Below are 24,403 nucleotides of genomic sequence, written 5' to 3'. Positions count from 1 at the left end.
AACCAATCTGCTAACTAAAAAAACAAATCGAAAATGAATAGATACATTGTGTTGATTTTATTCTCAATCTTATTTTCTTGCCAGAAAGAAAAGCGAGCTAATATTCTTTTTTTTATTACAGACGATGAAAGTTGGATAGAGCGAAGTGCCTACGGCTTTGGAAAGATACCAACACCATACTTTGATCAGGTAGCAGAAGAGGGTATTTTATTTACCAATGCCTTTACCTCTGCACCATCATGTGCTCCATCAAGGGCTAGTGTACTTACTGGTCGCAACTTCTGGGAGCTGGAACAAGGGGCTTTTATTCAGGCTTTTTTGCCAAATAAATTTCCTGTTTTTACAGATATATTAGCGGAAAATGGATATTATATCGGAAACACCCAAAAAACCTGGGGCCCCGGTGTACATATTGAGAATGGACATTCAGAAGTGTCTGGAGTCCCGTTTAATGAGGCGAAGATTGATAATAAAATTGAAGGTATTGTAGATAACGATTATGCAGCCAATTTTGACTTGTTTCTAAAAGCGAGGAAAATGGACCAGCCATTTTTCTTTTGGGCAGGTCTTTCGGAACCTCATCTTCCTAATGGCAGTGAAAATTATAAGCGGTTGGAGAAGGAATTTGGGATTACCCTCGATCAAATTCAACTTTTCCCTGGTGTTGAGGACACAAGAGAGAACCGACAAGATAGAGCAAACTATATTTATGAAATATGTTATGCCGATATGCAACTCGGAAGGATGCTGGAAAGCCTGAAAGCCATTGGCGAATTAGATAATACTTTAGTTGTTGTGACTTCTGACAATGGTACACCAATATTAAGAGGGGAAAAACAAGTGGGTAAAGCAAGTGGCTATGATCTGGGGGTGCATGAGCCACTTGCGATTATGTGGCCTTCACGTGTGAAAGCTGGGAGAAAAGTAAGTGATTTTGTTTGTTTTACTGATTTTGCGCCAACTTTTCTTGAGGTTGCGGGAATAAAACCACCTGTAGAAATGAGCGGCTCAAGTCTGCTGCGGATCCTGGAATCGAAAAAGTCGGGGCGTATTGAAGCAGATCGAAATTCAGTTGTAACAGGTCTGGAGTGGCATGGCGAATTTGATCCCGACAGCAGATCATCAAGAAGTATCCGCGATGATCGGTTTGCTTATATTGTATCTTATAACAACGTGGATGAAATTGGATTACCTCTTACAAATAAAGAAGCCATTGAACCGGCAAAAGTTGAATTTTATGATCTTATAAATGATCCCTGGCAATTGAATGATCTGTCGAAAGATCCTGCCTTTGCTGATGATATGCAAAGGCTCGCCAATGAATTTCGCCAATATGGTATGTTGACCAAAGATCCTCGTGTAACGGGCGAAATGGATATTTTTACAGATACACGACAATATGTACAGAAACGAAAACGGATTGGCTATGGAAAAACGTTGACGCTTCCTTTCTCGAAATAGCAAGTAATTGGAAGGAAAAAATTTAATATGATGAATCTAAAGAATCTACTAAGCTTAATCACAATAATTTTATTCGCTTGTTCTCAAAAAGTGGAAATAAGACCCAATATCCTGTGGATTAACTGCGACGATTTAGGCACTGAATTGGGATGCTATGGGAACGAGGACGTTAAGACACCCAATATTGACAATTTGGCAAATGAAGGAATTTTATTTACACGGGCATACGTAACAGCACCTATTTGCTCGTCCAGTCGTTCATCGATGATTACAGGGATGTACCCAACATGTATTAATAGTTTGGAACATCGTACAATTATGAAACGAGAACTTCCTGAGGGAGTTTCTCCAATAACTGAATATTTTAGGAATTCAGGCTATTTCTGTTCTAATGGGAATGATGATATGACAAAACCCGGGAAAGTTGACTTTAATTTTATTACAGAAAATATATATGATGGAACTGACTGGGCACAACGCAAACCGAATCAGCCATTTTTCTCCCAGGTGCAAATCTTCCAACCCCACCGGCCCTTCGTTGATGATTTGGAAGACCCCATTCAATATGAATCTGTTCATCTTCCCAGGTGCTATCCTAATCATTCGCTATTAAAAGCCGACTGGGCAAAATATTTGGAAAGTGTACAAATTGCTGATAAAAAAGTAGGTAGAATATTACAGCGCTTGGAAGAAGAAGGATTGGCAGACAATACTGTTGTTTTTCTTTTTGGTGATAATGGACGTCCGCATTTACGCGACAAACAATTTTTATACGAAGGTGGGTTGCATGTACCGTTGGTAGTTCGATTTCCGAAAAGACTAAAAGGTGCAAAAAATGATGACCAGTTAATAAGCATGATTGATGTTTCTGCAACTTCACTCTTCCTTGCTGGAATTCCTGTTCCGGAACATTTACAGGGAAATGTTTTCCTTGGAGAAAAAGCAAAAAAACGCGATTATGTTTTTGGGTTTCGGCAACGAAGTGGTGATGCAGTGGATGACATCAGAAGTATTTCTAATGGAAGGTATAAACTAATTTGGAACCGGATGCCCGAAACACCATGGATGCAAATGAGTGGTTACAAAAAATCAGAATATCTGGCTTACACACTTTATTATCAGTTGTATAATTCAGGGAAGTTGGAGGAACCATTTGCCCAGTTTATGGCAAATGAGAAACCTAAAATAGAGTTATATGATTTAGATAAAGATCCTTCGGAATTTAAAAACCTGGCCAATGATATTGAATATGTTGAAATAAAAGATAAGCTTTTCAAGACTTTGACTGACAGCTTAAAAGTTTATGAAAAAGATATGATTTCTGAAACCCCGGAAACAATTGAGAAAGCAATTACTAGCTCAAAAAGCTGGTACAAATCAAAAATTGAAAAAATGAACCTGGCTGAAGATGCCAGTAATGATGAATTTATAAAATATTGGGAAAATCAATTATTAAAATAAATCAATTTAATGAATAATGCTATGAGACATATATCTGATATATTCTTAATTGTAACTGCAGTAGCTATTTTGCTATTATTTTCTTGTCAACAAGAAAAAACTAGCCCCGATTTTAAAATCGAATTTGGGAAAGTTTCTCGAAACTCAGTTTTTGTGAATGACACCATGAGCATTTGGGGTGGTTCCCTTGCGAAAGGAGAAGACGGCCTGTTCCATATGTATTATTCGCGATGGCCTAAAGCTCCGGGTTGGGTTTGGGTATCGCATTCAGAAATTGCACATGCAGTATCTGATTCTCCTTTTGGCCCTTTTACATTTAAAGAAGTTGCATTACCTGAAAGAGGTGAAAACTTTTGGGATGGTTCGTGCACTCACAATCCAACAATCCATAAATTTAGCGGGAAATACTATTTGTATTACATGGGTAATACCGGTGATAAAAAAATACTTGGTGAACCAGGCAAATCTAAGTTAAACATGCTGCACCGAAATAATCAGCGCATAGGAGTAGCCGTTGCCAACAGTCCTTATGGACCATGGAAAAGGTTCGATAAACCAGTTTTAGATATTACTCACAACGATAGTTTGGCTCATGATGCCTTAATGACTTCAAACCCATCTGTTTGCCAAATGACTGATGGTAAGATATTGATGGTATATAAGGCAGTTGGGAAAAAGCGGCCAATGCCCTTTGGCGGTCCGGTAGTTCATTGCGTGGCTATCGGAGATAGCCCGACAGGACCTTTTAGAAAACTTCCCGATCCTGTTTTTGTATTTGAAGGTGAAGATTTTCCTGCTGAAGATCCATACATTTGGTATCAGGATGGAAGATACCGCGCCATCGTAAAAAGAATACGCCACGTTGAAGGTAAACGATTATTTTCATTGGTTCACTACGATTCTGAAGATGGGATTCACTGGAATAAAGCCAAAAATTTTGAAATCTCTGAACGTAAAATTACCTGGGAAGATGGTCAGACTCAGCAATTCGATCACCTAGAACGGCCTCAGGTTTATTTTGAAAATGGAGAACCGGTTGCTCTTTTATGTGCTGCCGATACTATAGATGAACAGGGTGTTCGCCACACATTTAATGTTCAAATTCCGTTGAAAATTACAAAAACGGCTGAGGAATAAGAATTCGGAATGTATGTACATCAAAGTAATGTGCTAAGTGGTATTTAATTTAAACTTTTATCATCATGTTTAAACGACTTTTAACCATCATCTTTTTAGCGTTTTTATTTGCTTGCGGGCATGAGAAATTACAGACATTTTCATACCAAAATCCAATTTCAAAAGGGATCGATGAAAAAGGATTGCGTGATTGTCAGGTTCTTAAAGAAGGGGATTGGTGGTATTTAACAGGAACTGCCTGGCCGCATTGGGCACGTGAGGAAAAGAATGGTAATTTGAATCAGGGTGTGCCACTTTATAAATCAAAAGATTTAAAGCAATGGCAATTCATTAAATATATAGTACTACGTCCAGATTCAAATTCGTGGTATTATAGACGTTTTTGGGCACCTGAAGTGCATAAAATAAATGAAAAATATTATGCCACATTCAATTGTCGCAATTCGAATTTAGGGTACAATTGGCAACAAATGGGTTATGCAGTAGCTGATAATATTGAAGGGCCATATGAGGTTGTAACAAAAGACAAACCTTTAGCACAGGGCAATGATCTAACATTTTTCGAAGATACAGATGGTAAAGTGTATGCATTTTGGCACAACATAGACGAGGAAGGCGAGTATTGGATGGGGTCAGCAGAGATCGATTTAGACAATGCCAAATTTATTTCAGAACCTAAAATGGCGATTACAACAGGGAAGAGAGACGTTAAAATGGATGAAGACGGAACCCCGGTGAAAATATATCAGGTGGGGCGTTATCAGAAAGTAGTAACGAAATGTTATGAATGGGATTCAGCTCATATTGAAGGCGCCTATGTGATAAAAAGAAATGGCATTTATTATTTGTTCTATTCGAGTAATACCAGAGGGTATGAAATAGGATATGCAACTGCTACCAATATTAACGGACCATGGGTGAAAGGCAGGAACAATCCGATTTATGGAGCGAAAATTAAAGAGCGGTCTGAAGCAAGAGGATTTGCTTTTGATGATGATCCTGACAGCCCTTTTCAGCAGGTCGGACATAACGAAGTTTTTACCGGGTATGATGGTCGCTTATGGATAAGTTGTCATGGAATAAATAAGATTACGAAAAAGCCATTTTTAGTGATCGATCCAATTGATTTTAATGAAAAAGGTGAAATTCTGCAAAGAAAGCCCTCTTATACAATTCAAACAATAACATGGAAAAAATGAAAATGGTACATTTTAATATTGTAACAATATTAATATTGTTCGATTGTTTCAATACATCAGTTGCACAATATTCAAAAGATTCATGCAACTTAATTGCAAAGAACAGGTATTCTGCGGAAATGGGTTCCATTCAGCTTGGTGAAATTTTCACATCTTATGAAATACCATATTTAAATGACCATACAATAATTTACAATGCGAAAGATAAAAAATGGCATCTATATGGAATTATAAGTCCTCAAACGAATTTCATCCATTTAATTGCCGATTCCTTAACGCAGAAAGGATGGGTGAAGGAAAAGCCCTTTTCTGATGGCGCTGTGGAAATATGGGCGCCCCACATTATTTTTCACAATAATCTATACCACATGTTTTATACGAAGATTGGGATACCCCGGGAAATTCATCATGTGGTATCAAGAGACTTATTTAATTGGTCAAAGTCTGAAAAACCTGTGTTAGCCTTAAAAAATGAACTCACAGAAAACATGAAAAATAAAGACCCAATGGTTTTTCGAGATGAGGCTAACAAACAGTGGATAATGTATTACAGTATGATGAAAGATGATAAACACTGGGTTGTTGGCTATAGCACAAGTGATAATTTAAACAACTGGTCAGATCCCAAAATTTGTTTTGATGAAAATACTGATATGCCTGGAGTAGAATCGCCATTTGTGGTAAAGCGGGGCGAATATTACTATCTGTTTTTATCTGCCCGGCCCTGGCCCGTTGGCGGAGAAGATATTTTCCGCAGTAAATCGCCTTTTTTATGGAAAATAAAAGATCTAGTGAGAAGGATAAATCCCTGGCATGCCGCTGAGGTAATTCAGGATTTAGATGGGCAGTGGTACTTAACCCTCTCTTCCGGTACTCAATGTAAAGATTTCAGAATGGCCCCATTATATTGGAATGATATTATAAAAGATTAAAACTCATAAAATGAAAAAAATACTAACATTACTGTTTTTTGTATTTAGTATTACCTGCATTTCACAAGTGACAAAACAACCCAATATCATCATTATTTTGGCCGATGATATGGGATATTCGGATTTGGGTTGTACCGGGTCTGAAATAGAAACTCCCAACCTTGATAAAATGGCAAGTGAGGGAGTCCTTTTTACTCACTTTTATAACGCATCGGTATGTTGCCCGACGAGAGCAAGTCTTTTAACAGGTCAATACCAGTGGGATGCAGGCATGGGGAGTATGTCGCCTTCACGCTCCAAATATTCAGAATATCAAGGCTTTATAAATGAGAGGAGTGTGACTATGGGCGAGGTGCTCAAACAATCCGGCTACCAAACATATATGGGAGGGAAATGGCATGTTGGAAACGAGCGCGACATGTGGCCTGATAAACGTGGTTTCGACAAGTTTTATGGAACGCCTGCAGGAGGGGGAATATATTTTTACCCATCAAAATTTTACGACAGACCTATTTTTTGGAATGGGGAACTCGTTAAGCCCGATACAACTTGGTACTCTACAGATGGTTTTACCGATTATGCAATAAATTTTATTGAAAATGAAAGAATTGATAAAAAACCGTTTTTCATGTACCTGGCATATATCGCACCTCATTATCCACTTCAGGCTAAACAACAGGATATTGAAAAATACAAAAACAAATATTCAGTTGGATATGAGGCAGTAAGAAATGCTCGTTTTAAGAAGCAACAAAAACTGGGTATAGTTTCAAATGAATTGGAACTTTCTCCAGCAGTATATCCTGATTGGGAATCGGTGGAAAACAAAGAGCAGGAAGCTCGTGAAATGGCAGTATATGCTGCAATGGTTGATTGCATGGATCAAAATATAGGAAGATTACTAAAAACTCTCAAAGAGCAAGGAATTGAGGAAAATACGATTGTATTTTTCCTATCCGATAACGGGGCTGGCCTTACCGATTTTAATAAAACCCCTGAAGTGAAAATTGGAAGCAGAAATTCGAATGCTACCTATGGAATATGGCACAATGTAAGTAATACGCCATATCGCAAAGGTAAACAGATGGAACACGAGGGTGGGATTATTACACCAATGATTGCACGATGGCCCGCAGGAATAAAAAACAAAGGCGAAATAATTCACGAACCTGCTCATATAAATGATTTTATGCCCACATGTATAGAATTAGCAGGAGCCAAATATCCCAAAATATTTAATGGGAACGAAATAGGCGAGTACGATGGACAAAGTTTCCTTCCCCTGATTTATGGAAAAGAACAAGATAAGGAGAGAATCTATTTTTGGTCATTTATCGGGAATAAAGCGATAAGACAAGGAGATTGGAAATTAGTACAGCTCCACGAAAAGGATTGGGAACTCTATAACATTAAAAATGACCCAACCGAAATTAATGATTTGAGTAAAAAGGAGCAGGCTAAATTCGACGAATTACATGCAATGTATAACGATTTTGCCAAAGAACATGGCGTTAGACCTTGGCCATTGGACAAATAAACAATGCTTTAATATGAAAAAATTTTATGTCTTAGGTATGTTGGGATTAATATTTTGCTCTCAACTGTCATGTGTTCATCAACAACCCTCGGTGCCAATATCCAGATCCGGAGTCGAGAAAAGTGTTTTATATGAAGTTAATATAAATAATCAAGAGGTTTTTGTTGCTCACGAAGAATGCTTTGCTGATACCATTTTTGAAACAGCAATCTGTGAACTTGCAGAACGGACTCAGATTAATATCAGTTTTAATAATATAATTTCAAAATACAGGATTAGACCTGACAGCAAGGATATTAAAGGCGAAGTTGATGGGAATGAGCTGAGTTTTGAAATTACAAAGCCTCAAATGCTGGTGATAGAGATAAATAATGCACCACCATTGCTTTTATCATTATTGCCCATTGAAGAAGATATCCCAAAACCGGATGATCCGAATGTGATGTATTTTGGTTCGGGAATTCATGACGCGGGGCTTATTACTCCAAAGAGCGGGCAGACAATATATCTGGCTTCGGGGGCATTGGTTAAAGGGCGTATTTATGGAGAGGACCTTGAAAATGTGAAGGTGAAAGGAAGGGGCATACTTGATGCGCGAGGTTATACAAGTAAGCAAGAGAAGATATGTGCTATTGAATTTAGAAAGTGTAATGATATAACTGTTGAAGGAATTGGATTACGTGCCGGTGAATGGTGGCAAACTTTATATCTTCTTTGTAACAATATAGAAGTAAGTTGGATGCACCTACTTAGTTTTGGTGTAAACAATGATGGAATTGACATAGATGGGGTAACTAACTTTTATGCGCATGATTGTTTCATAGGTTGTGGTGATGATGGTTTTGGATGGCATGCGCTGGATGCCGAGACGAATGGCGAACCACCAACTCAAAATTGTCTCGCAGAAAATTGTGTTATTTACAACACTCATGCAGGTAATGGTCTAAGAATAGGAGCCTCAATGGAAACCTCACTATTTAAAGATATAACTTTCCGAAATATTGATGTACTGGAACATGTGCATGCAGGTATACGGAGTGATCACAGCGATTGGGCACTGTGTGAGAACATTACGTTTGAAAATTTCTTCTTGGAAAAACCTGGCCGGCCCATAGAGGTAAAAGTGGAAAAAACAAGGTACAGCAATACCACTGGGTTTCGGGATGAACGAGGAGCAATAAAAAATTGGAATTTTATTAATGTGCAATCACCAGGGGGTAAAATAGAGCTTGCAGGCTTTGACAAGCTCCATCCTGTTAACCAGATCTTATTTAAAAACTGTTGTATTGGAGGAAGCCCTCTTGGTGAAAGTTCAATAGTGAAAAATGAATTTGTATTTAATGTTTGCATTGAAAATGATCAATCTACTTGTTTCGTTTATTAAATTATAATTTGATTTTGGAATTACTACAATACCCAAAAATGATAAAATTTGTTACAGGGGATACATGAGGTTTAAACTCATTCATTTTGCTGCGTCTTATAATCAACTTTTTTTATACCAATAAGGAGAAAAATCAATTTGGATAATTAAGAAATAATGAAAGTCACAAATGATGAAAAGACTAATATTGTTAATTTTTTTTGCAGGTATTCTTTTATACAACAGTTTGGCAAAAAAAAATGTCTGGCACCCTATTGAAAAGGTTTCAGTCATCTTTGATACAGACATGGGACCAGATTATGATGATGTGGGGGCTTTGGCAGCCTTGAATGCTTTAGCTGATAATGGGGAAGTCGAAATATTGGCTTGCGGAAGCTCAAACCAATATGAGAAATCGGTTCCATTGATTGACATAATCAATACATATTACGGACGACCGAATATACCAATTGGATCAGTAAAAGGCAGGGCAGGAGCCTTTGGGCCATGGCATAAAGGCAGAAAGTGGACAGAAGAATTACCATTACATTATCAGCATACTATTTATACAACTTCAGAAGCGCCCGATGCAGTTTCAGTTTATCGAAAGGTATTAAGTAACCAGCCTGATAGTAGTGTGACAATTGTTACTGTCGGGTTTTTAACAAATTTGAACAATTTATTAAAATCTGCGCCGGATCAAATAAGTCCGCTGACGGGAATGGAATTAGTGCAGAAAAAAGTTAAACAATTGGTATCTATGGCCGGCGATTTCAAGGAAGGGAAAGACGCATGTAATATATTACTGGATGTTCAGAGTGGAAAATATGTTTTTGAAAACTGGCCAACCAAAATCATTATTAGCGGGGGAGAGATAGGACGTTCTATTCGGACAGGTGATCGTTTGGTGAAAACGAAAACAAAAAATAATCCGGTGAAAGATGCATACGAGATAGCATTTATTGAAGACAGGTTGGATACAGTTTCTAACTATAAATACAGAAAAGGAGGGAGATCCAGTTACGACCAAACAGCAGTTTTGGTTGCGGTAAGAGGTGTGCGGAACTATTTTGACATGGAAAGCGGTACAATGGTTGTTAAAGATCGCGCGGTAATTGACTGGATACCCGACGAAAATGGAAATCATTACAGGTTAATCGATAAGATGCCCAAAAGGGATCTGGCTGTAATCATCGAGGATTTAATGATACAAAAGCCTGCAAAATTGAAATATTCAGGCGATCCTCCTGCCAACAGAAAACCAATGTTATTACAAAAAGGAAAGCATCCGGATTAGAGAACTTTTCAATTTCTGATAGTGTTTGGATGTTCCTTTCCGATTTGTTTGAACGAAGAGTTGTATAGCTTTTGGTGTCGGGGTGTATCTCATAATTGAGTTTGACTCACAGGCCTTGAATGATTAAAACAGAAATAAATTTAAAGAAATGACATAAATGAAAAATCTAATTTTACTACTGGTTACCCTCCTGTTTATTGCAGGATGTACTTCTAATAAAACAGAATTTAAGATTTCTAACAATGGCGTCGAAGCCCAGGTTTTACAATTAAAAAATCATCAAATATCATACACCGTAAAAAAAGATGGGCATGTAATTATAGATACCTCTTTGATAGGAATTGTAGTAAATGAGAAAAGTTTAGGGTCTAATTCAAAAATAAGGCTTTCTGAGCGTTTCAGTGAAGAATTTGACTATTCAATGTTTGGTGGAAAAAATACTGCTTACCACAAGACGAACATCTCAAAATTTGAAATAAAGGAAAAAGATGGTTTTACCTGGTTTCTTGAATTCCTGGTTTCTGCAGAGGGAGTAGCTTACCGGTACATAGTTCCAGGTACCGGCACTCAGGATGTTAAAGGAGAATTAAGTTCATTCCGGTTCCCAAACAATACAAAAGTATGGTATTTCGAACGCAATAACGATTGGAAATTAAAATCTCATGCCGGAGAATGGCTCTGCTCAGATATTTCACAAATGCCAGCTATTTCAAAAATGGGACCGGTTCAGGGGCTGACATTAACCTGCGAGATGCCGGCCGGTGGTTATGCTTTAGTGGCTGAAGCTGCCTTATATAATTACAGCGGAATGCGATTGGAGGCTATTGGTGACAATACATTCAAAGCAAATTTTGCAGAAGGTGAAAAAGGATTTGAAATAGAAGGCGATATTTTAACTCCCTGGCGTTGTATTCTTTTAGCTGATGATTTAAATAGTCTCGTCAATAACACCCTTGTTCCATCGCTAAATCCAAAACCTGATGGAAGATTGTTTGCTGATATGAGTTGGATTAAACCTGGAAAAGCAGCCTGGTATTGGTGGTCGGGAAAGTTTTCAACTTTTGAGGCAGAAAAGCGTACAGTTGATAATGCTGAAAAACTTGGATTTGAATACACAATGGTTGACGAAGGTTGGGAAAGGTGGAGTAACAAATGGGAAACAATTACAGAGTTGTGTAATTATGCAAAAAATAAAAATGTAGGCATTTTTTTATGGAAACATTCCAATCAGCTCAATTTTCCTGAAAACGGGTATGCCCTGATGGCTGGATTTCTCGATAGTTTAAAACAAACCGGTGCTGTCGGTGTAAAAGTAGATTTTATGAATGGCGAGACTAAATCACTCATCGACTTTGATGAAGCCCTTTTAAAACTAGCTGCTGAACGAAAGTTGATGGTTAATTTTCACGGTTGCCAGCAAAGTTCGGGCGAATACCGAACATATCCGAACGAAGTTTCACGTGAAGGAATTCGGGGAGTTGAACTAAATAATATGAAAGAAGGACCACTTTCTGCGAGTCACAATGCAGCTTTGCCGTTTACTCGCTACGTTACAGGACATGCAGATTATACGCCACTTGCTTTTACTGCTCCCGGAGAAACTACCTGGGCACATCAGCTGGCTACACTGGTTTGCTATTATTCTCCTTTTCAATGTATCGCCGAAAATCCCGAATATTTGTTGAAGACACAAAAAATTCAACCTGCCATTAATTTTATTAATGAAGTGCCATCGGTTTGGGATGAAACTTTTGTTCTTCCACAAAGTAAAATAGGTGAATTGGCAATTCTCGCACGCAGAAAAGGGAATGACTGGTACTTGGGAGTTTTAAGTGCCGGAGAGAAAAAACAATTGCAGGTAAATTGTAATTTTCTAAAGGAAGGAAATTATTCTGCTGAAATATTTTCAGATGATATTTTAGCAGAACCCGTCCCTTTGGAAGGACTAAACCCAAGGGCTAATTTAACTAAGCGTAATACAGCCATTCCATTCAAAAAAGAAGTAATTATTTGTGATAAGAATAATAATTTAATGTTGAATATAGCCGCGAATGGAGGTGCTGTAATTTGGTTTAAAGCAAGAGAGAAATAATCAGTTTTAAATCCAATAGTTGGTATATTATGAAGAAAATCATTCCAATAATTTTTATACTACCTTATGCCGCATTTGTTTTTAATCCAGGTTTTGTAAAAGGTCAGGAACTAAATATTGGGGCCATGGTGCAACCTGTTCCCAAATTAAATAAATTCATCGATTCTGATTATTACATTTGGGGAGCTTCAGTTGTTAAAGGTGAAGATGGGAAATACCACATGTTTTATTCCCGTTGGAAACGCGAACTTGGTTTCTATGCGTGGGTAACCCACTCAGAGATTGCTTATGCTGTTTCAGACAATGTTGATGGTCCTTTTGAATTTGTAAATGTTACGCTTCCTCCTCGGGGAAAAGAGTTCTGGGATGGAACAACAACCCACAATCCTACAATACTCAGAAAAGATAGCTTATACTACCTTTACTACATGGGAACTACTGGCCCTATTGAAGCCAAACAACCCATTTCGATGAGTAACAAAGATTGGTGGATTTATCGCAATAACCAGCGAATAGGCGTCGCCGTTGCCTCCAATCCTTCCGGGCCATGGAAGCGTTTGAATAAACCAATAATAGATGTAAGTGATAATCCCACAGCTTATGATGCGTTGATGACCTCAAATCCTGCAGTTAATTATACGAGTGATGAGAGAATTATTTTGATATACAAAGCGGTCGATAAAGGTAAAAATTATAAGCCCATTGATTTATCTACTGATGAGAGTTACAAACTTTCGACTGGGAAAAAGGTTCGCTTTATGGTGGCTTTTGCAAATAACCCTCTGGGACCTTTCAAAAAACACAGCGAACCAATTTTTGAGCTAAAAGGAACAGAAAATATTCATATGGTTGCCGAAGATCCTTATGTATGGCACCAGTATAATAAATACTATGCAATTGTACGCGATGTTGTTGGAACATATACAGGAGATGCCGGGGCTTTGGCCCTAATGAAATCGGAAAATGGGTGCGATTGGAAACCAACAAAACATCCGCTTGTACTAAGGAGTAGATTTGAATGGGAAAATGGAGAAAAGAGTACCGCACAACTTGAACGCCCACAATTGTTAATTGAAAATGGTATTCCAAGATCCTTGTATGGTGCATTAAGCTTGACTGTCGATGGGGTATATCGTGATCATTCGTGCAATGTAAGAATACCTTTAAAACAAAAATCTGAAGAACTAAATTTTCAACAATTACTTCCCGAAGAATTGGATAAATCCAATATCATTCAAGAGGAGAAATATAATGTTTGGGGAACAAATATTATAAAAGGGAAAGATGGGAAATATCATGCCATTTATTCACGTTGGTTAAAATCTCGTGGACACCATGCCTGGGTAACACATTCAGAAGTGGCTCATGCAGTGTCAGATAATTTAACTGGACCTTATGTTTTTAAAAATGTGGTGCTTCCAGCACGAGGCAATGAATATTGGGATGGTGAGATGACTCACAATCCTCATTTAATTGAGTATGATGGCAAATATTATCTTTACTATAATGGGAACAAAGGTTCCGGTTATTGGGCTACAACTCCTGATGATTTTATGCCTGAAACAGATAATCCTGAATGGTGGGTAAATCGCAATAATCAGAGAGTTGGTGTTGCTATAACTGATAATATTAATGGTGAATGGAAACGTTTTGATAAGCCTTTAATAGATATTTCGAATGGGCGACAGATGACTGCTACACCTGTGGTCTCCCTTCGCCCCGATGGTAAGTTTCTTATGGCATACAAATACGTTACTGTTGACGGAAGCACATGGGGTGGAAAGGTGGTGCATGTAACTGCTTTGTCTGATTCACCCTTAGGCCCGTTTGTTGATACGAATATTCCTTTTATTATAGTAGAGAACAAAGAGGATGATACTGACGTGCAGTCTAAATTTGCTATTGATGACCATGTGCAGTGGTATCAAGACGGACGTTACTATTGTATCGGCAAAGATTGTTATCAAAGTTTTGCGGACTATCCAAAAGGTTCAATGTTGCTTTGGACTTCAGACTCATCCGGATTAAATTGGAAATTGGCGCAAGCACCACTGGTATTTCTTTCAGGAAAAATTCCCTGGACAGATGGTGATGTTACAACGTGCACGCGCACCTGTGACATGCCAAAAATTTATATGGAACATGGTAAAATGAAAGCACTTATTATGGCAACATTACCTGTCGATAGTGAAATATCATTTTCAACAATAGTTCCGCTAATTTATTAAAAAAGAAAGTTATGAAAACTCAAATAATCGTAATCTTTATTTTGATGAATTGTTTTTCTAATTCTGCTCAAAAATCTCAACTCTTCCTTTTAGCCGGTCAGAGTAATGCTGTTGGTCAGGGAGATTCGTTAAATAGTCCTGTATGTAAAACAAATACAGCATTTGAATTTGATGCTCAAAACAATAAATTTATTCCACTAAAAGATCCTGCAGGTAAATCATGGAAGCAATTTCAGGAAGCCGGAACAGGAAGTGTAGCTCCCGCTTTTGCAAAAAGGATGTATGAACTCTTCATGCAAAAAATTTATATGGTAACAGCGGCCCGGGGAGGTGCCTCCTGTCACTGGAAAGCGGAAATGGCTAACTACGGTACGTGGGATACTTCGGGCAAACTCTTTGCTCAGGCAGTTGAAAAAACAAAAATGGCCGAAACAAAGTCAGGCATTCGTCTGTCTGGTGTCCTCTGGATTCAAGGCGAACGTGATGCTAATGCTATTTTGGCTGGACAATTAACTGCAACTGAATACCAAAAGGCACTCGAAGGATTGATCAAAAGGTTCAGAAATGAATTTGGTGAAGATTTACCGTTTTTTATCGTACAAACGGCTTATCAGCAGGATAAAGCACCAGGCGGTTGTCGGGCTGTGAGAGATGTTCAGACAATAATTGCGGAAAAAATGAACGGAGTTTATATCGCTTATGGAGAAACAAATGAGTTTGGACAACGAAAGTGGTTTAAAGACAAAGTTCATTACAATCAGGAAGGCTTGAACGATATTGGTACAAAAGCTGCTGAATTTATCTATAAACATTATAACAAAGAGGACAATGAATAAACATATAAAAATGTATTTCTTCTTTATACGTTTTCATTTGCCTGCAATCAGCGCATGGGATTGTTTGAATTGTTTTTGCCTGCTTAAAATTTTTGTAGTAAGATAATACGGAAAGCTTGTAAAATTTAAGATCACTTCATTTTTTGTTTGCATAATGAAAAAAATATTTAGCCTGTATCTATTATTAGTCCTATCTATGTTCACAAAGTCTCAAACAAAAATTGCTACTTCTGAATATTTTAAATTAGAATTGGATAGTGAAAAGCCTGCTTTTGATATCACACCTTATCAACCCAGAATGGCCAGCTGTTATCAGGATAAAAAGGGAAAATATCATCTTTTTACGGATTATCTGGAAAAAGGAATGTCTCCCTATAATGCAGTGATAAGGTATTATCGAAGCAGCGATTTGTATCATTGGGAATATGTTTCTACCGTCGCAAAACATGCTGAACTTGGTGTTCCCGATGCCGTAGGGTGCTCAAGTCCGCATGTATTGGCTACCGATGACAAAATTTATCTTTTTTATGGAGGCACACCTAAGTCGAACAATGATAGTGCGAACATTTATGCAAAAAAGGGAGAATCTGGATATATGTCACGTTCCATTATTCTTGCTATAGCTAAAGCCGATAAAAACGGAGCGCCAATGGGAAATTTTGAAAAACATGGTGTAGTGATAACACCTGGTTCCATTGATGATTGGGATTCCATGCGTCTGGATGATCCATGTGTTATCCCTGATGGAGACACACTTCATCTGTTTTATAAAGCTTTCAACACAAATCGTGAACTTGATAGTGTAAGAGTCGGGTATGCCAAAGCTTCTGTAAACGATTTAAAATTTGAAAAACATCCGGGGCCTGTTCTTGCGGTTGATGGTGGAGGAGAAATGCCCCGCGTGTTTAAAATAGCGAATATCTGGCATCTTTTTTACCGCCATTTTGAAAACGAGGAATTTACCTGGCTACACTATACTTCTGATAATGGTGTCCGATGGCGTCTTTTTGATCCTTTTTTCTTTAAACAACCGCGAACTGGTCCCCGGGATATTATGATGATTTACGGGATGAACGGGAAATTGCTCAAACATCCCAAAATGCTTGTTGCAGGGAATGAAAACGACATAACCAGGCTTTGGCTGTACCATTTGAGAAAGAAAGCGCTATAATTAAAACTTCTGATTCTGGAAACGTTTCCGGAGAATGAAAACGTTTCCGGAAACGCTTCCGAGGTTTTTGTTATTCATTTTGTAGGACTTGGTTTTAACCATTTATATTTTTAAGTGAGAATTATTTTTGAAATAAGTAAAGTCCTTAACTAGCATAATCTTAGTAAAAACCTAAATCAAAAAAACTGTGTGATAAAAGAATCAAAAAATCGTCCCCGTAGCTTGATAAAATCATTAAATTATAATTTAAGAATTCAAAAAATTAAATTTAACCTGTTGCCTGTCATGAATAACAGGTCAAACTCAAATTAACGAGAAAATAGCGGAGAAGAGATTGTATAATTATTGCTTAACCGCCTCCGTAACTATTCGTAACAACAGAGGAGTAAAAGATAGATAGTGATAATAAAAAAAACGATGTATAATAATAATTCAACAAAAATATTTGTATTTGCGTTTCTGCTGATTTTGATATGGAAACCATCAACCTCAAAAAATCATATCTTTTTGGAAGCCGAAAGTTTTGAAGATCGTGGAGGATGGGTTATCGACCAGCAAAGTATGGACCAAATGGGTTCTCCGTATTTGTTAGCACATGGAATGGGAGTTCCGGTGGAGGACGCAAAAACGCAAGTCCATATATCTGAAAAAGGGAAATACAGGATTTGGGTTCGTACCCGGGATTGGACTGCTCTATGGAGAGTGTCTGAATTCCCCGGAGAATTTCAGGTCTTAATTGATAATAAGCCTGTCAAAACAATATTTGGAACCAAAGGAGCTGAATGGCATTGGCAAAATGGCGGTACCATTCAGTTAAAAGAAGGTAAAGTTGAAATAGCTTTACATGATATGACGGGATTTAACGGCCGTTGCGATGCGATTATTTTAACTAAGGATTTACGGTTTACCCCACCTGTTGAATATGATGCTTTGGCACAATTCAGGCGCGATAATTCAGGGTTTCCAAAAGAAACAATAGATGCCGGAGAATTTGATTTAGTTGTTGTTGGCGGAGGAATGGCCGGAATTTGCACTGCAGTTACTGCAGCAAGACTTGGGTGTAAAGTAGCATTAATTCAAAACCGCCCGGTATTAGGAGGAAATAACAGTTCCGAAGTTCGTGTTGGACTTTCAGGACTTATTTTTCAGGACCCCTACCCAAAACTCGGAAAACTGGTTGATGAAATTGGTTCTGTAGGACACTGGACACTCTGGGAAGCCAAACGTAATCCTGAATCTGAAAGAAGTAAGAGAATTTTGGAAATAATAAAAAACAATCCGGAAAAGAAAATTCACAATGCCGGACCGAAAAGTAATTATGGTGATGATAAAAAGTTAAAAATTGTAAGCGGAGAGAAAAACATTGAATTATTCCTTAATACTCATGTTTTTGCTGCACAAGAATCAGATAACAGAATTATTTCCGTTACAGCAAAAGACATTGTCTCCGGGAAAGAATTATTATTTAAAGGACAACTTTTTGCAGATTGTACGGGAGATGGCAATCTGGGGTACCTGGCTGGCGCCGATTACAGAATTGGACGTGAGAGCAGTAAAAAAACGGGAGAGTCCAGCGCCCCAAATGATGGAGACAACTTGATTATGGGAACATCTGTTCAATGGTATGCGGAAGAACTTGACTCAGTTTCTTCGTTCCCGGAATGTCCATGGGCCGTTCAATTTACAGAAGAAACTTGCCAATATCTTACGCATGGCGACTGGAATTGGGAAACCGGATTTTTTTGGGATCAGGTTGAAGATATTGAACATATCAGAGACTATGGTCTTCGCGCTGTATATGGGAACTGGTCTTTTCTGAAAAATAAAAGTAAAGACAAAAAAAAATACCAGAACTATAAATTAAAATGGGTAGCTTATATTGGAGGAAAACGAGAGTCCAGAAGGCTTTTAGGCGATGTTATTCTTAAAGAGCAGGATCTTATACAAAGAACTGCTTATCCTGATGCTAGTTTTACAACAACCTGGACTATTGACCTACATTATCCGTTAGCGCTAGAAGGTTTTACAGAAGAGCCTTTCCTGTCAGAAGCTAAACATATTGGAATTGAACCATATGCTGTTCCTTATCGGTGTTTATATTCCCGGAACATTGAAAATCTTTTTATGGCAGGAAGAAACATTAGTGTAACTCATGTGGCATTAGGTACTGTTCGCGTAATGCGCACAACAGGAATGATGGGGGAAGTAGTTGGGATGGCTGCTGCGATTTGCGTGCAGGAAGATTGTTCTCCACGTGACGTGTATCAAAAAAAACTAAACCTGCTAAAATCACATTTAGTTAACGGAGTTCCACAAAATAATTAGAAATAAGTAAATCATTAATAATAATTTTTGTTCAATACACATTTTATAAAAACCTAAATGAAAAGCATATCAATTACTACGATATTAATATTATTTGTAAAAATATTATTCTCCCAGACTTCGTCGGTTTTAGTAGAAACAGAAAACTTCGATGAAAAAGGGGGCTGGGTGGTCGACCAGCAATTTACTTCTTCCATGGGCTCTCCTTATCTGCTGGCACACGGAATGGGTGAACCAGTGGAAAATGCAATAACAACAGTTGATTTCCCTGAAAGTGGGAGGTACTGGTTCTGGGTACGCACAAAAGACTGGGTGCCCACACATCCGGAAACACCTGGAACATTTAAGATAATATTTGACAATAAGGAATATCCGGAAACTTATGGTGTCAACGAAGATTGGCAATGGATTCGGTCAGGACGTATTAAGATAGGAAGATCAAAAACATTAAAAATTGAATTAAAAGATGAAACTGGCTTTGAGGGCCGTTGTGATGCGATTTATTTTTCAAAAAATAAAAACGATTTTCCACCTGTGGATTTGGAAGAAATGACAGCGTGGCGAAAAGAAAAACTGGGGATACCGCCCCCCGAATTACAAGATGAATTTGATCTTGTAGTGATAGGCGGAGGTCTGGCCGGCTGTGGCGCTGCCGTGGCTGCAGCGCGCCAGGGTATTAAAGTTGCCTTAATCAACGATCGCCCCGTGCTGGGTGGAAATGCCAGTAAAGAAATTCGCGTACATACATTGGGACTGAAAGTATACAACATCGTTGAAGAGCTTGGAACAGAGCATTATCCAAATGGCGATTCCGGAGCAATTGCAGCAAACGACACTATCGAAATGGTAGTTCGGGGTGAAGAAAATATCACTGTTTTTCCAAATACCCGTGCTTTTACAGTTCATAAAAAGGATAATAAAATTACAGCAGTCGATTGTTTTCACACGCATACACACAAAGAAATCCGTTTTGAAGCACCACTGTTTGTTGATGCTACCGGTGATGGCTGGATTGGATATTGGGCAGGTGCTGAAGTGCGGATGGGGCGGGAAGCACGGGACGAATTCAACGAATCGATGGCCCCTGAGCAACCCGATAACATGACGATGGGAAATACTATTTTGTGGAATTCTGTTGAAGTGGAAGGGGAGACACCCCGCAAATTTGAAGAAAAGCCCAGAACATTGGGGTGGAAAGAGGTTTTATGGGCGATGGATGTAGCAAAAGATTACAAAGCAAAAAGAGGGGAATGGTTCTGGGAATATGGCATGCTTATGAATACTATCTACGATGCTGAGGAAATCCGCGACCACATGTTTCGTGCAATTTATGGCAACTGGTACAATGTAAAACAAGACCCGGAAAATGCGAACCTGAAGTTAAAATGGATCGCTTATGTAGCCGGTAAACGTGAATCGCGCCGTATTGTTGGCGATTACATTTTAAAAGAAAGCGATATAGTTAACCACCCTGATTTTGAAGATGGTTTTGTAGAAGAAGTACGAGAAATTGATATACACTATCCAAAAGGAGGGAAATATGATTTTTTGAGTTACGCCGATTTCACCAGGATTGAACGTTACAAAATTCCCTATCGCTGTTTCTATTCCAAAGACATCGACAATCTGTTTATGGCCGGACGTTGTTTTTCTGCTACACATGTAGGATTGGGAAGTCCGCGGGTGATGCACACCACCACGCAAATGGGCGTAGTTGTTGGAACAGCAGCGGTTGTTTGCACCGAAAATGATTGTTCACCCCGCGATGTGTACCATTCGTACCTTTCAGAAATGAAATCCCGTTTAGATAAAATGCGTATTGAAGAGAAAACACAGATGCACTAAATAGAGACTGGTTTTTTACCATTTTAAGATAAATATTTTATGAGGGAGATTTTTATTGTGCTTTGTTTTTTTCTGTTCTTTAGTGAGTCGTTAGTTGCTGAAGATAAGCCTAATATAATTTTTATTCTAACTGATGACCAGCGTTATGACATGTTGGGATGTACCGGAAACAAGTTGATACAAACTCCTAATATTGATAAATTAGCAAAAGAAGGAACCCTCTTCTCCAATGCTCATGTTACGAGTGCCATTTGTACGCCAAGTCGCACTTCTATTTTATTAAGTCAGTTTGAGCGAAAACATGGAGTCAATTTTAACTCCGGAACCAGTGTGGCGCCGGAAGCTTGGGAAAAATCCTATCCGGTTATATTGCGTCAAAATGGCTATTACACCGGATACATTGGGAAAAATCATACTCCGGTTGGTAATGAGGGGTATGAAAGTGGCTTAATGGAAAAGTCTTTTGATTACTGGTATGCTGGTCATAAACATTTGACGTTTTACCCTAAAACGAGGCATGAGATTTTTAAAGGCGCGAAGAGTGATACACAAGTCGAAATAATAGGAGAGGGGATCCAGGATTTTTTAGGGAATGAACATCAAATTAAAGAGGCACGGTATTTTTTAGAGAATCGTCCTAATAATAAGCCTTTCTTTTTAAATATCTGTTTTAATCTCCCTCATGGAGCAGGAACAGGAAGTATGAAGCTTTTGGAAAGCGATCCTGAAATTTACCGCACGTTATACCGAGACTTAAACATTCCTTTACCCGAAAATTATATAGCGAAATCAGACATTAAGACACATAAGTTGCCCGAGAGCGTCCACCATTTTAAAGACAGACAAACAGGTTACAATTGGGTCGATGCTCCTAATACAGTGAGGGAGCGAGTAATACGCCAAATGCAGACCGTTACAGGAATAGATAGGTTGATTGGGGAGCTGCGCGAAACGCTAAAGGCAAATGGCCTGGAGAAAAACACTGTTATTATTTTTACTTCAGACCATGGATTGTTTTCAGGAGAATTTGGATTGGGAGGTAAAGCATTGTGCTATGAAATTTGCACCCATGTTCCGTTTATTATATATAATCCTTTGGTAAAGGAGAGTGCCGGGGGACAAATTGTAGACGAATTGATCCAAACCATTGATATTGCTCCAACATTGCTTGCATACGCAGGTATTGAAATTCCAGATTCTTATCAGGGCAAAACTTTAAATCATATTATTGAAGGGGAAATTACTCCGGTAAGAGAATACCTGTTTACAGAGAATTTATGGTCAACGCCATTTGGAAATCCTCGTTGTGATGCTGTCCAAAACAAGGAATGGAAATACATTCGCTATAATGCTAACAATAACATATCTGCAATTGAAATCATTAAAATGGCAAAAGATATGGGCATGAGATCAGATGATTTGCTTTATGGTGTACACGATACAGAAATAGCTATTTACAGGAACTATGTAGAAGCTCCGTTTCATGGAGAAGAACCGATTTATGAAGAACTTTTTAATCTTAAAAATGACCCAAACGAAACAACAAATATAGCGGCGGAGGCTAATTATAGCCAGATATTGAAAGAAATGAGGAGAATCTGGAAATTGAAAATTGCATTTGCACGAGGAAAAGATAAGCCTCAAGTAGTTCGATATACAAAAGACAGTCAAAGTCAATTAGTAAAGGCGGAATAATAAATAAATGGTATAAAAACGAAGATAGATATGGTTAAAAAAAGGAAATATTAATAGATATGAAACAGTTATTATCATCATTAGTCTTTCTGTCTCTTTTAGTGGGCCGCACACAAGCACAATGTATTGAGGAGTCTCTAAATGGCATTTGGCATTTTCTGGCGTCTAATGATGCTACGGAGAAAGAAATTTTAAATGCCAGTTATTCTCAGTGGGATACTATTACTGTCCCCGGAAATTGGGATACTCGCGAACACTACTCAGAATACAAAGGCAAGGGGTATTATCAGCGTAACTTTGATATTCCGAAATTTTGGAAAGGAAAACAGGTGAGAATCACATTTGATGCGGTTTATGAAACAGCCAAAGTGTGGTTGAATGGTCAATTGCTTGGTGAACATGTTGGAGGCTATACCCCATTTGAATTTAATATTACAGATAAGTTACAGTATAGAAAAACCAACCAACTGATTGTGATGGCAGATAATACTTATCAGCGAGGAGCCTGGTGGCCCTGGGGAGGAATTAGTCGTGATATTACATTGTTGTGTAATGAAGATGTGAGAATGGTATATCAGCATATCTCTGCTATTCCCGATTTTGAGGAGAATACTGTAAATTTTATTATCAGATATAAAATTGAAAACAAATCAAATAAGGATTATGAAATTGATTTAGCTACTTCAATTTCTAGCAATGATGATGATAAATGGTGTAAAAATAATACTGTAAAAGTTAAAGCTAACGGAATTACATTTACGGAAATTAAATTCATAGAAAATCTATCCGATTGTAAGTTGTGGCAACTCGAAAATCCTTTTTTGTATCAATTGAAAACACAACTTAAAGTTGGAAAAATGGTAAAGCACAACTTAGTCGATAATTTTGGTATAAGAAAAATTGAAGTGCGGGGAGAGCAACTTTTTTTCAATAATAAACCTTTTTATGCCAATGGCTTTAATCGTGTACACGATCATCCGGCATATGGCAATAGCGAACCAGATGAACTTATTAAAAAGGATATTGATGATATCATAGCTTTGGGTGGCCGATTTTCCCGTTTAATGCACGCGCCACTTTCAAAAAACATACTGGACTATTGTGATAAAGTGGGCTACCTCATCGTTGAGGAGATCCCTGTTTGGGGGAAAACTGACCCACAAACGTTCCCCGACAATCCTCTCACCAAACAGTGGTTAAAAGAAATGGTAGATAGAGACTTTAATCATCCTTGTGTAGTCGGATACAGTGTTGGGAATGAACTGGGAGACAGTACGCAACAATGGAATTCAAAAACAATATCATTAACACAGAATCAATTTGATTATGTTAATTCGATGTTGGATTATTTAGATGAATTGGATACTACACGTCTGAAAACTTATGTGAGTTTTACGTCATATCGTAAACAGGTTGATATTACAAGAGAACCTTATGAAAAGCTGGATTTTCTTTCGTTTACCTGTTATGGAGTGCATTTGGAACAATTAGAGACAGTACATTCATTTTTCCCCGGTAAACCCATCTTTATTGCAGAAATGGGTAAAGGGCAATTAGGTCATGCCTCCAATGCTGAGTTAAAGCCCGAGTTAGTACAATCCCTTAAAGAGTTAAAACAGTTTCCATTTTTAATTGGAGCCTCAATATGGACATACAATGATTATAGAAGTAACTATAGAGGGACACCCGAATCGGGATATAGAGAGTGGGGTGTAGTGGATGCTTATCGTAATCCTAAAAAGGCTTATTATCAATTAAAAGAGATGTGGAGTAACTCTCGGAAATAAATTATATTATTTAAATAAAATATTAACTTTTTAATAT

General features: G+C 38.0%; 16 protein-coding genes. All 16 read left to right on the top strand.

What is annotated here, in order from left to right:
• Positions 1–33: 33 nt before the first annotated feature.
• The 16 genes from GM418_RS28800 (at position 34) to GM418_RS28725 (ending at position 24,366) form a co-directional block, all read left to right on the top strand.
• Complete coding sequence (locus GM418_RS28800; protein WP_158871482.1) at positions 34–1,461, top strand: sulfatase family protein; 1,428 nt, start codon at positions 34–36, stop codon at positions 1,459–1,461.
• Positions 1,462–1,551: 90 nt separating this feature from the next.
• On the top strand, positions 1,552–2,922 hold the full coding sequence (locus GM418_RS28795) for a sulfatase family protein (protein WP_158871480.1): 1,371 nt from the start codon (positions 1,552–1,554) through the stop codon (positions 2,920–2,922).
• 153 nt (positions 2,923–3,075) lie between these two features.
• Entirely contained in the window at positions 3,076–4,059 is a 984-nt protein-coding gene (locus GM418_RS28790; protein WP_217447624.1) for a glycoside hydrolase family protein, read from the top strand.
• A gap of 65 nt (positions 4,060–4,124) precedes the next feature.
• Positions 4,125–5,258: a glycoside hydrolase family 43 protein gene (locus GM418_RS28785; RefSeq protein ID WP_158871476.1), complete on the top strand. Its 1,134-nt coding sequence runs from the start codon at positions 4,125–4,127 to the stop codon at positions 5,256–5,258.
• Positions 5,255–6,190 carry a family 43 glycosylhydrolase gene (locus GM418_RS28780; RefSeq protein ID WP_217447623.1) on the top strand — a complete coding sequence of 312 codons (936 nt, stop codon included), beginning with the start codon at positions 5,255–5,257 and terminating at the stop codon, positions 6,188–6,190. Before GM418_RS28785 ends, GM418_RS28780 begins: the two co-directional genes overlap by 4 nt.
• Positions 6,191–6,200: 10 nt before the next feature.
• The gene (locus GM418_RS28775) at positions 6,201–7,727 is read left to right on the top strand and encodes an arylsulfatase (RefSeq protein ID WP_158871472.1); all 1,527 of its coding nucleotides are present in this window, start codon (positions 6,201–6,203) and stop codon (positions 7,725–7,727) included.
• A 13-nt stretch (positions 7,728–7,740) separates the two neighbouring features.
• Positions 7,741–9,111 carry a glycosyl hydrolase family 28 protein gene (locus GM418_RS28770; protein ID WP_158871470.1) on the top strand — a complete coding sequence of 457 codons (1,371 nt, stop codon included), beginning with the start codon at positions 7,741–7,743 and terminating at the stop codon, positions 9,109–9,111.
• Between the two features lie 169 nt (positions 9,112–9,280).
• Positions 9,281–10,387: a nucleoside hydrolase gene (locus tag GM418_RS28765; protein WP_217447622.1), complete on the top strand. Its 1,107-nt coding sequence runs from the start codon at positions 9,281–9,283 to the stop codon at positions 10,385–10,387.
• 157 nt (positions 10,388–10,544) lie between these two features.
• The gene (locus GM418_RS28760) at positions 10,545–12,479 is read left to right on the top strand and encodes a glycoside hydrolase family 97 protein (RefSeq protein WP_158871468.1); all 1,935 of its coding nucleotides are present in this window, start codon (positions 10,545–10,547) and stop codon (positions 12,477–12,479) included.
• 29 nt (positions 12,480–12,508) lie between these two features.
• Complete coding sequence (locus GM418_RS31560) at positions 12,509–14,707, top strand: glycoside hydrolase family protein (protein WP_217447621.1); 2,199 nt, start codon at positions 12,509–12,511, stop codon at positions 14,705–14,707.
• A gap of 11 nt (positions 14,708–14,718) precedes the next feature.
• Complete coding sequence (locus GM418_RS28750; RefSeq protein WP_158871466.1) at positions 14,719–15,543, top strand: sialate O-acetylesterase; 825 nt, start codon at positions 14,719–14,721, stop codon at positions 15,541–15,543.
• A 196-nt stretch (positions 15,544–15,739) separates the two neighbouring features.
• Positions 15,740–16,714 carry a glycoside hydrolase family protein gene (locus GM418_RS28745; protein WP_158871464.1) on the top strand — a complete coding sequence of 325 codons (975 nt, stop codon included), beginning with the start codon at positions 15,740–15,742 and terminating at the stop codon, positions 16,712–16,714.
• A 417-nt stretch (positions 16,715–17,131) separates the two neighbouring features.
• Positions 17,132–19,039, top strand: a complete 1,908-nt coding sequence (locus tag GM418_RS28740) for an FAD-dependent oxidoreductase (RefSeq protein WP_158871462.1) — start codon at positions 17,132–17,134, stop codon at positions 19,037–19,039.
• Positions 19,040–19,096: 57 nt separating this feature from the next.
• Positions 19,097–20,884, top strand: coding sequence for an FAD-dependent oxidoreductase (locus tag GM418_RS28735; protein ID WP_158871460.1), 1,788 nt, complete (start codon positions 19,097–19,099; stop codon positions 20,882–20,884).
• Positions 20,885–20,923: 39 nt separating this feature from the next.
• Positions 20,924–22,579 (top strand): sulfatase-like hydrolase/transferase, encoded by a 1,656-nt coding sequence (locus GM418_RS28730; protein ID WP_158871458.1) that lies wholly within the window; start codon positions 20,924–20,926, stop codon positions 22,577–22,579.
• 59 nt (positions 22,580–22,638) lie between these two features.
• Complete coding sequence (locus tag GM418_RS28725; protein WP_158871456.1) at positions 22,639–24,366, top strand: glycoside hydrolase family 2 protein; 1,728 nt, start codon at positions 22,639–22,641, stop codon at positions 24,364–24,366.
• The last annotated feature ends 37 nt before the right edge of the window (positions 24,367–24,403 follow it).

This window comes from Maribellus comscasis (genome assembly GCF_009762775.1).
Classification (GTDB): Bacteria; Bacteroidota; Bacteroidia; order Bacteroidales; family Prolixibacteraceae; genus Draconibacterium; species Draconibacterium comscasis.
The sequence above is the reverse complement of the archived record's forward strand: the minus strand, read 5'-3'. Positions and strand labels throughout refer to the sequence as shown.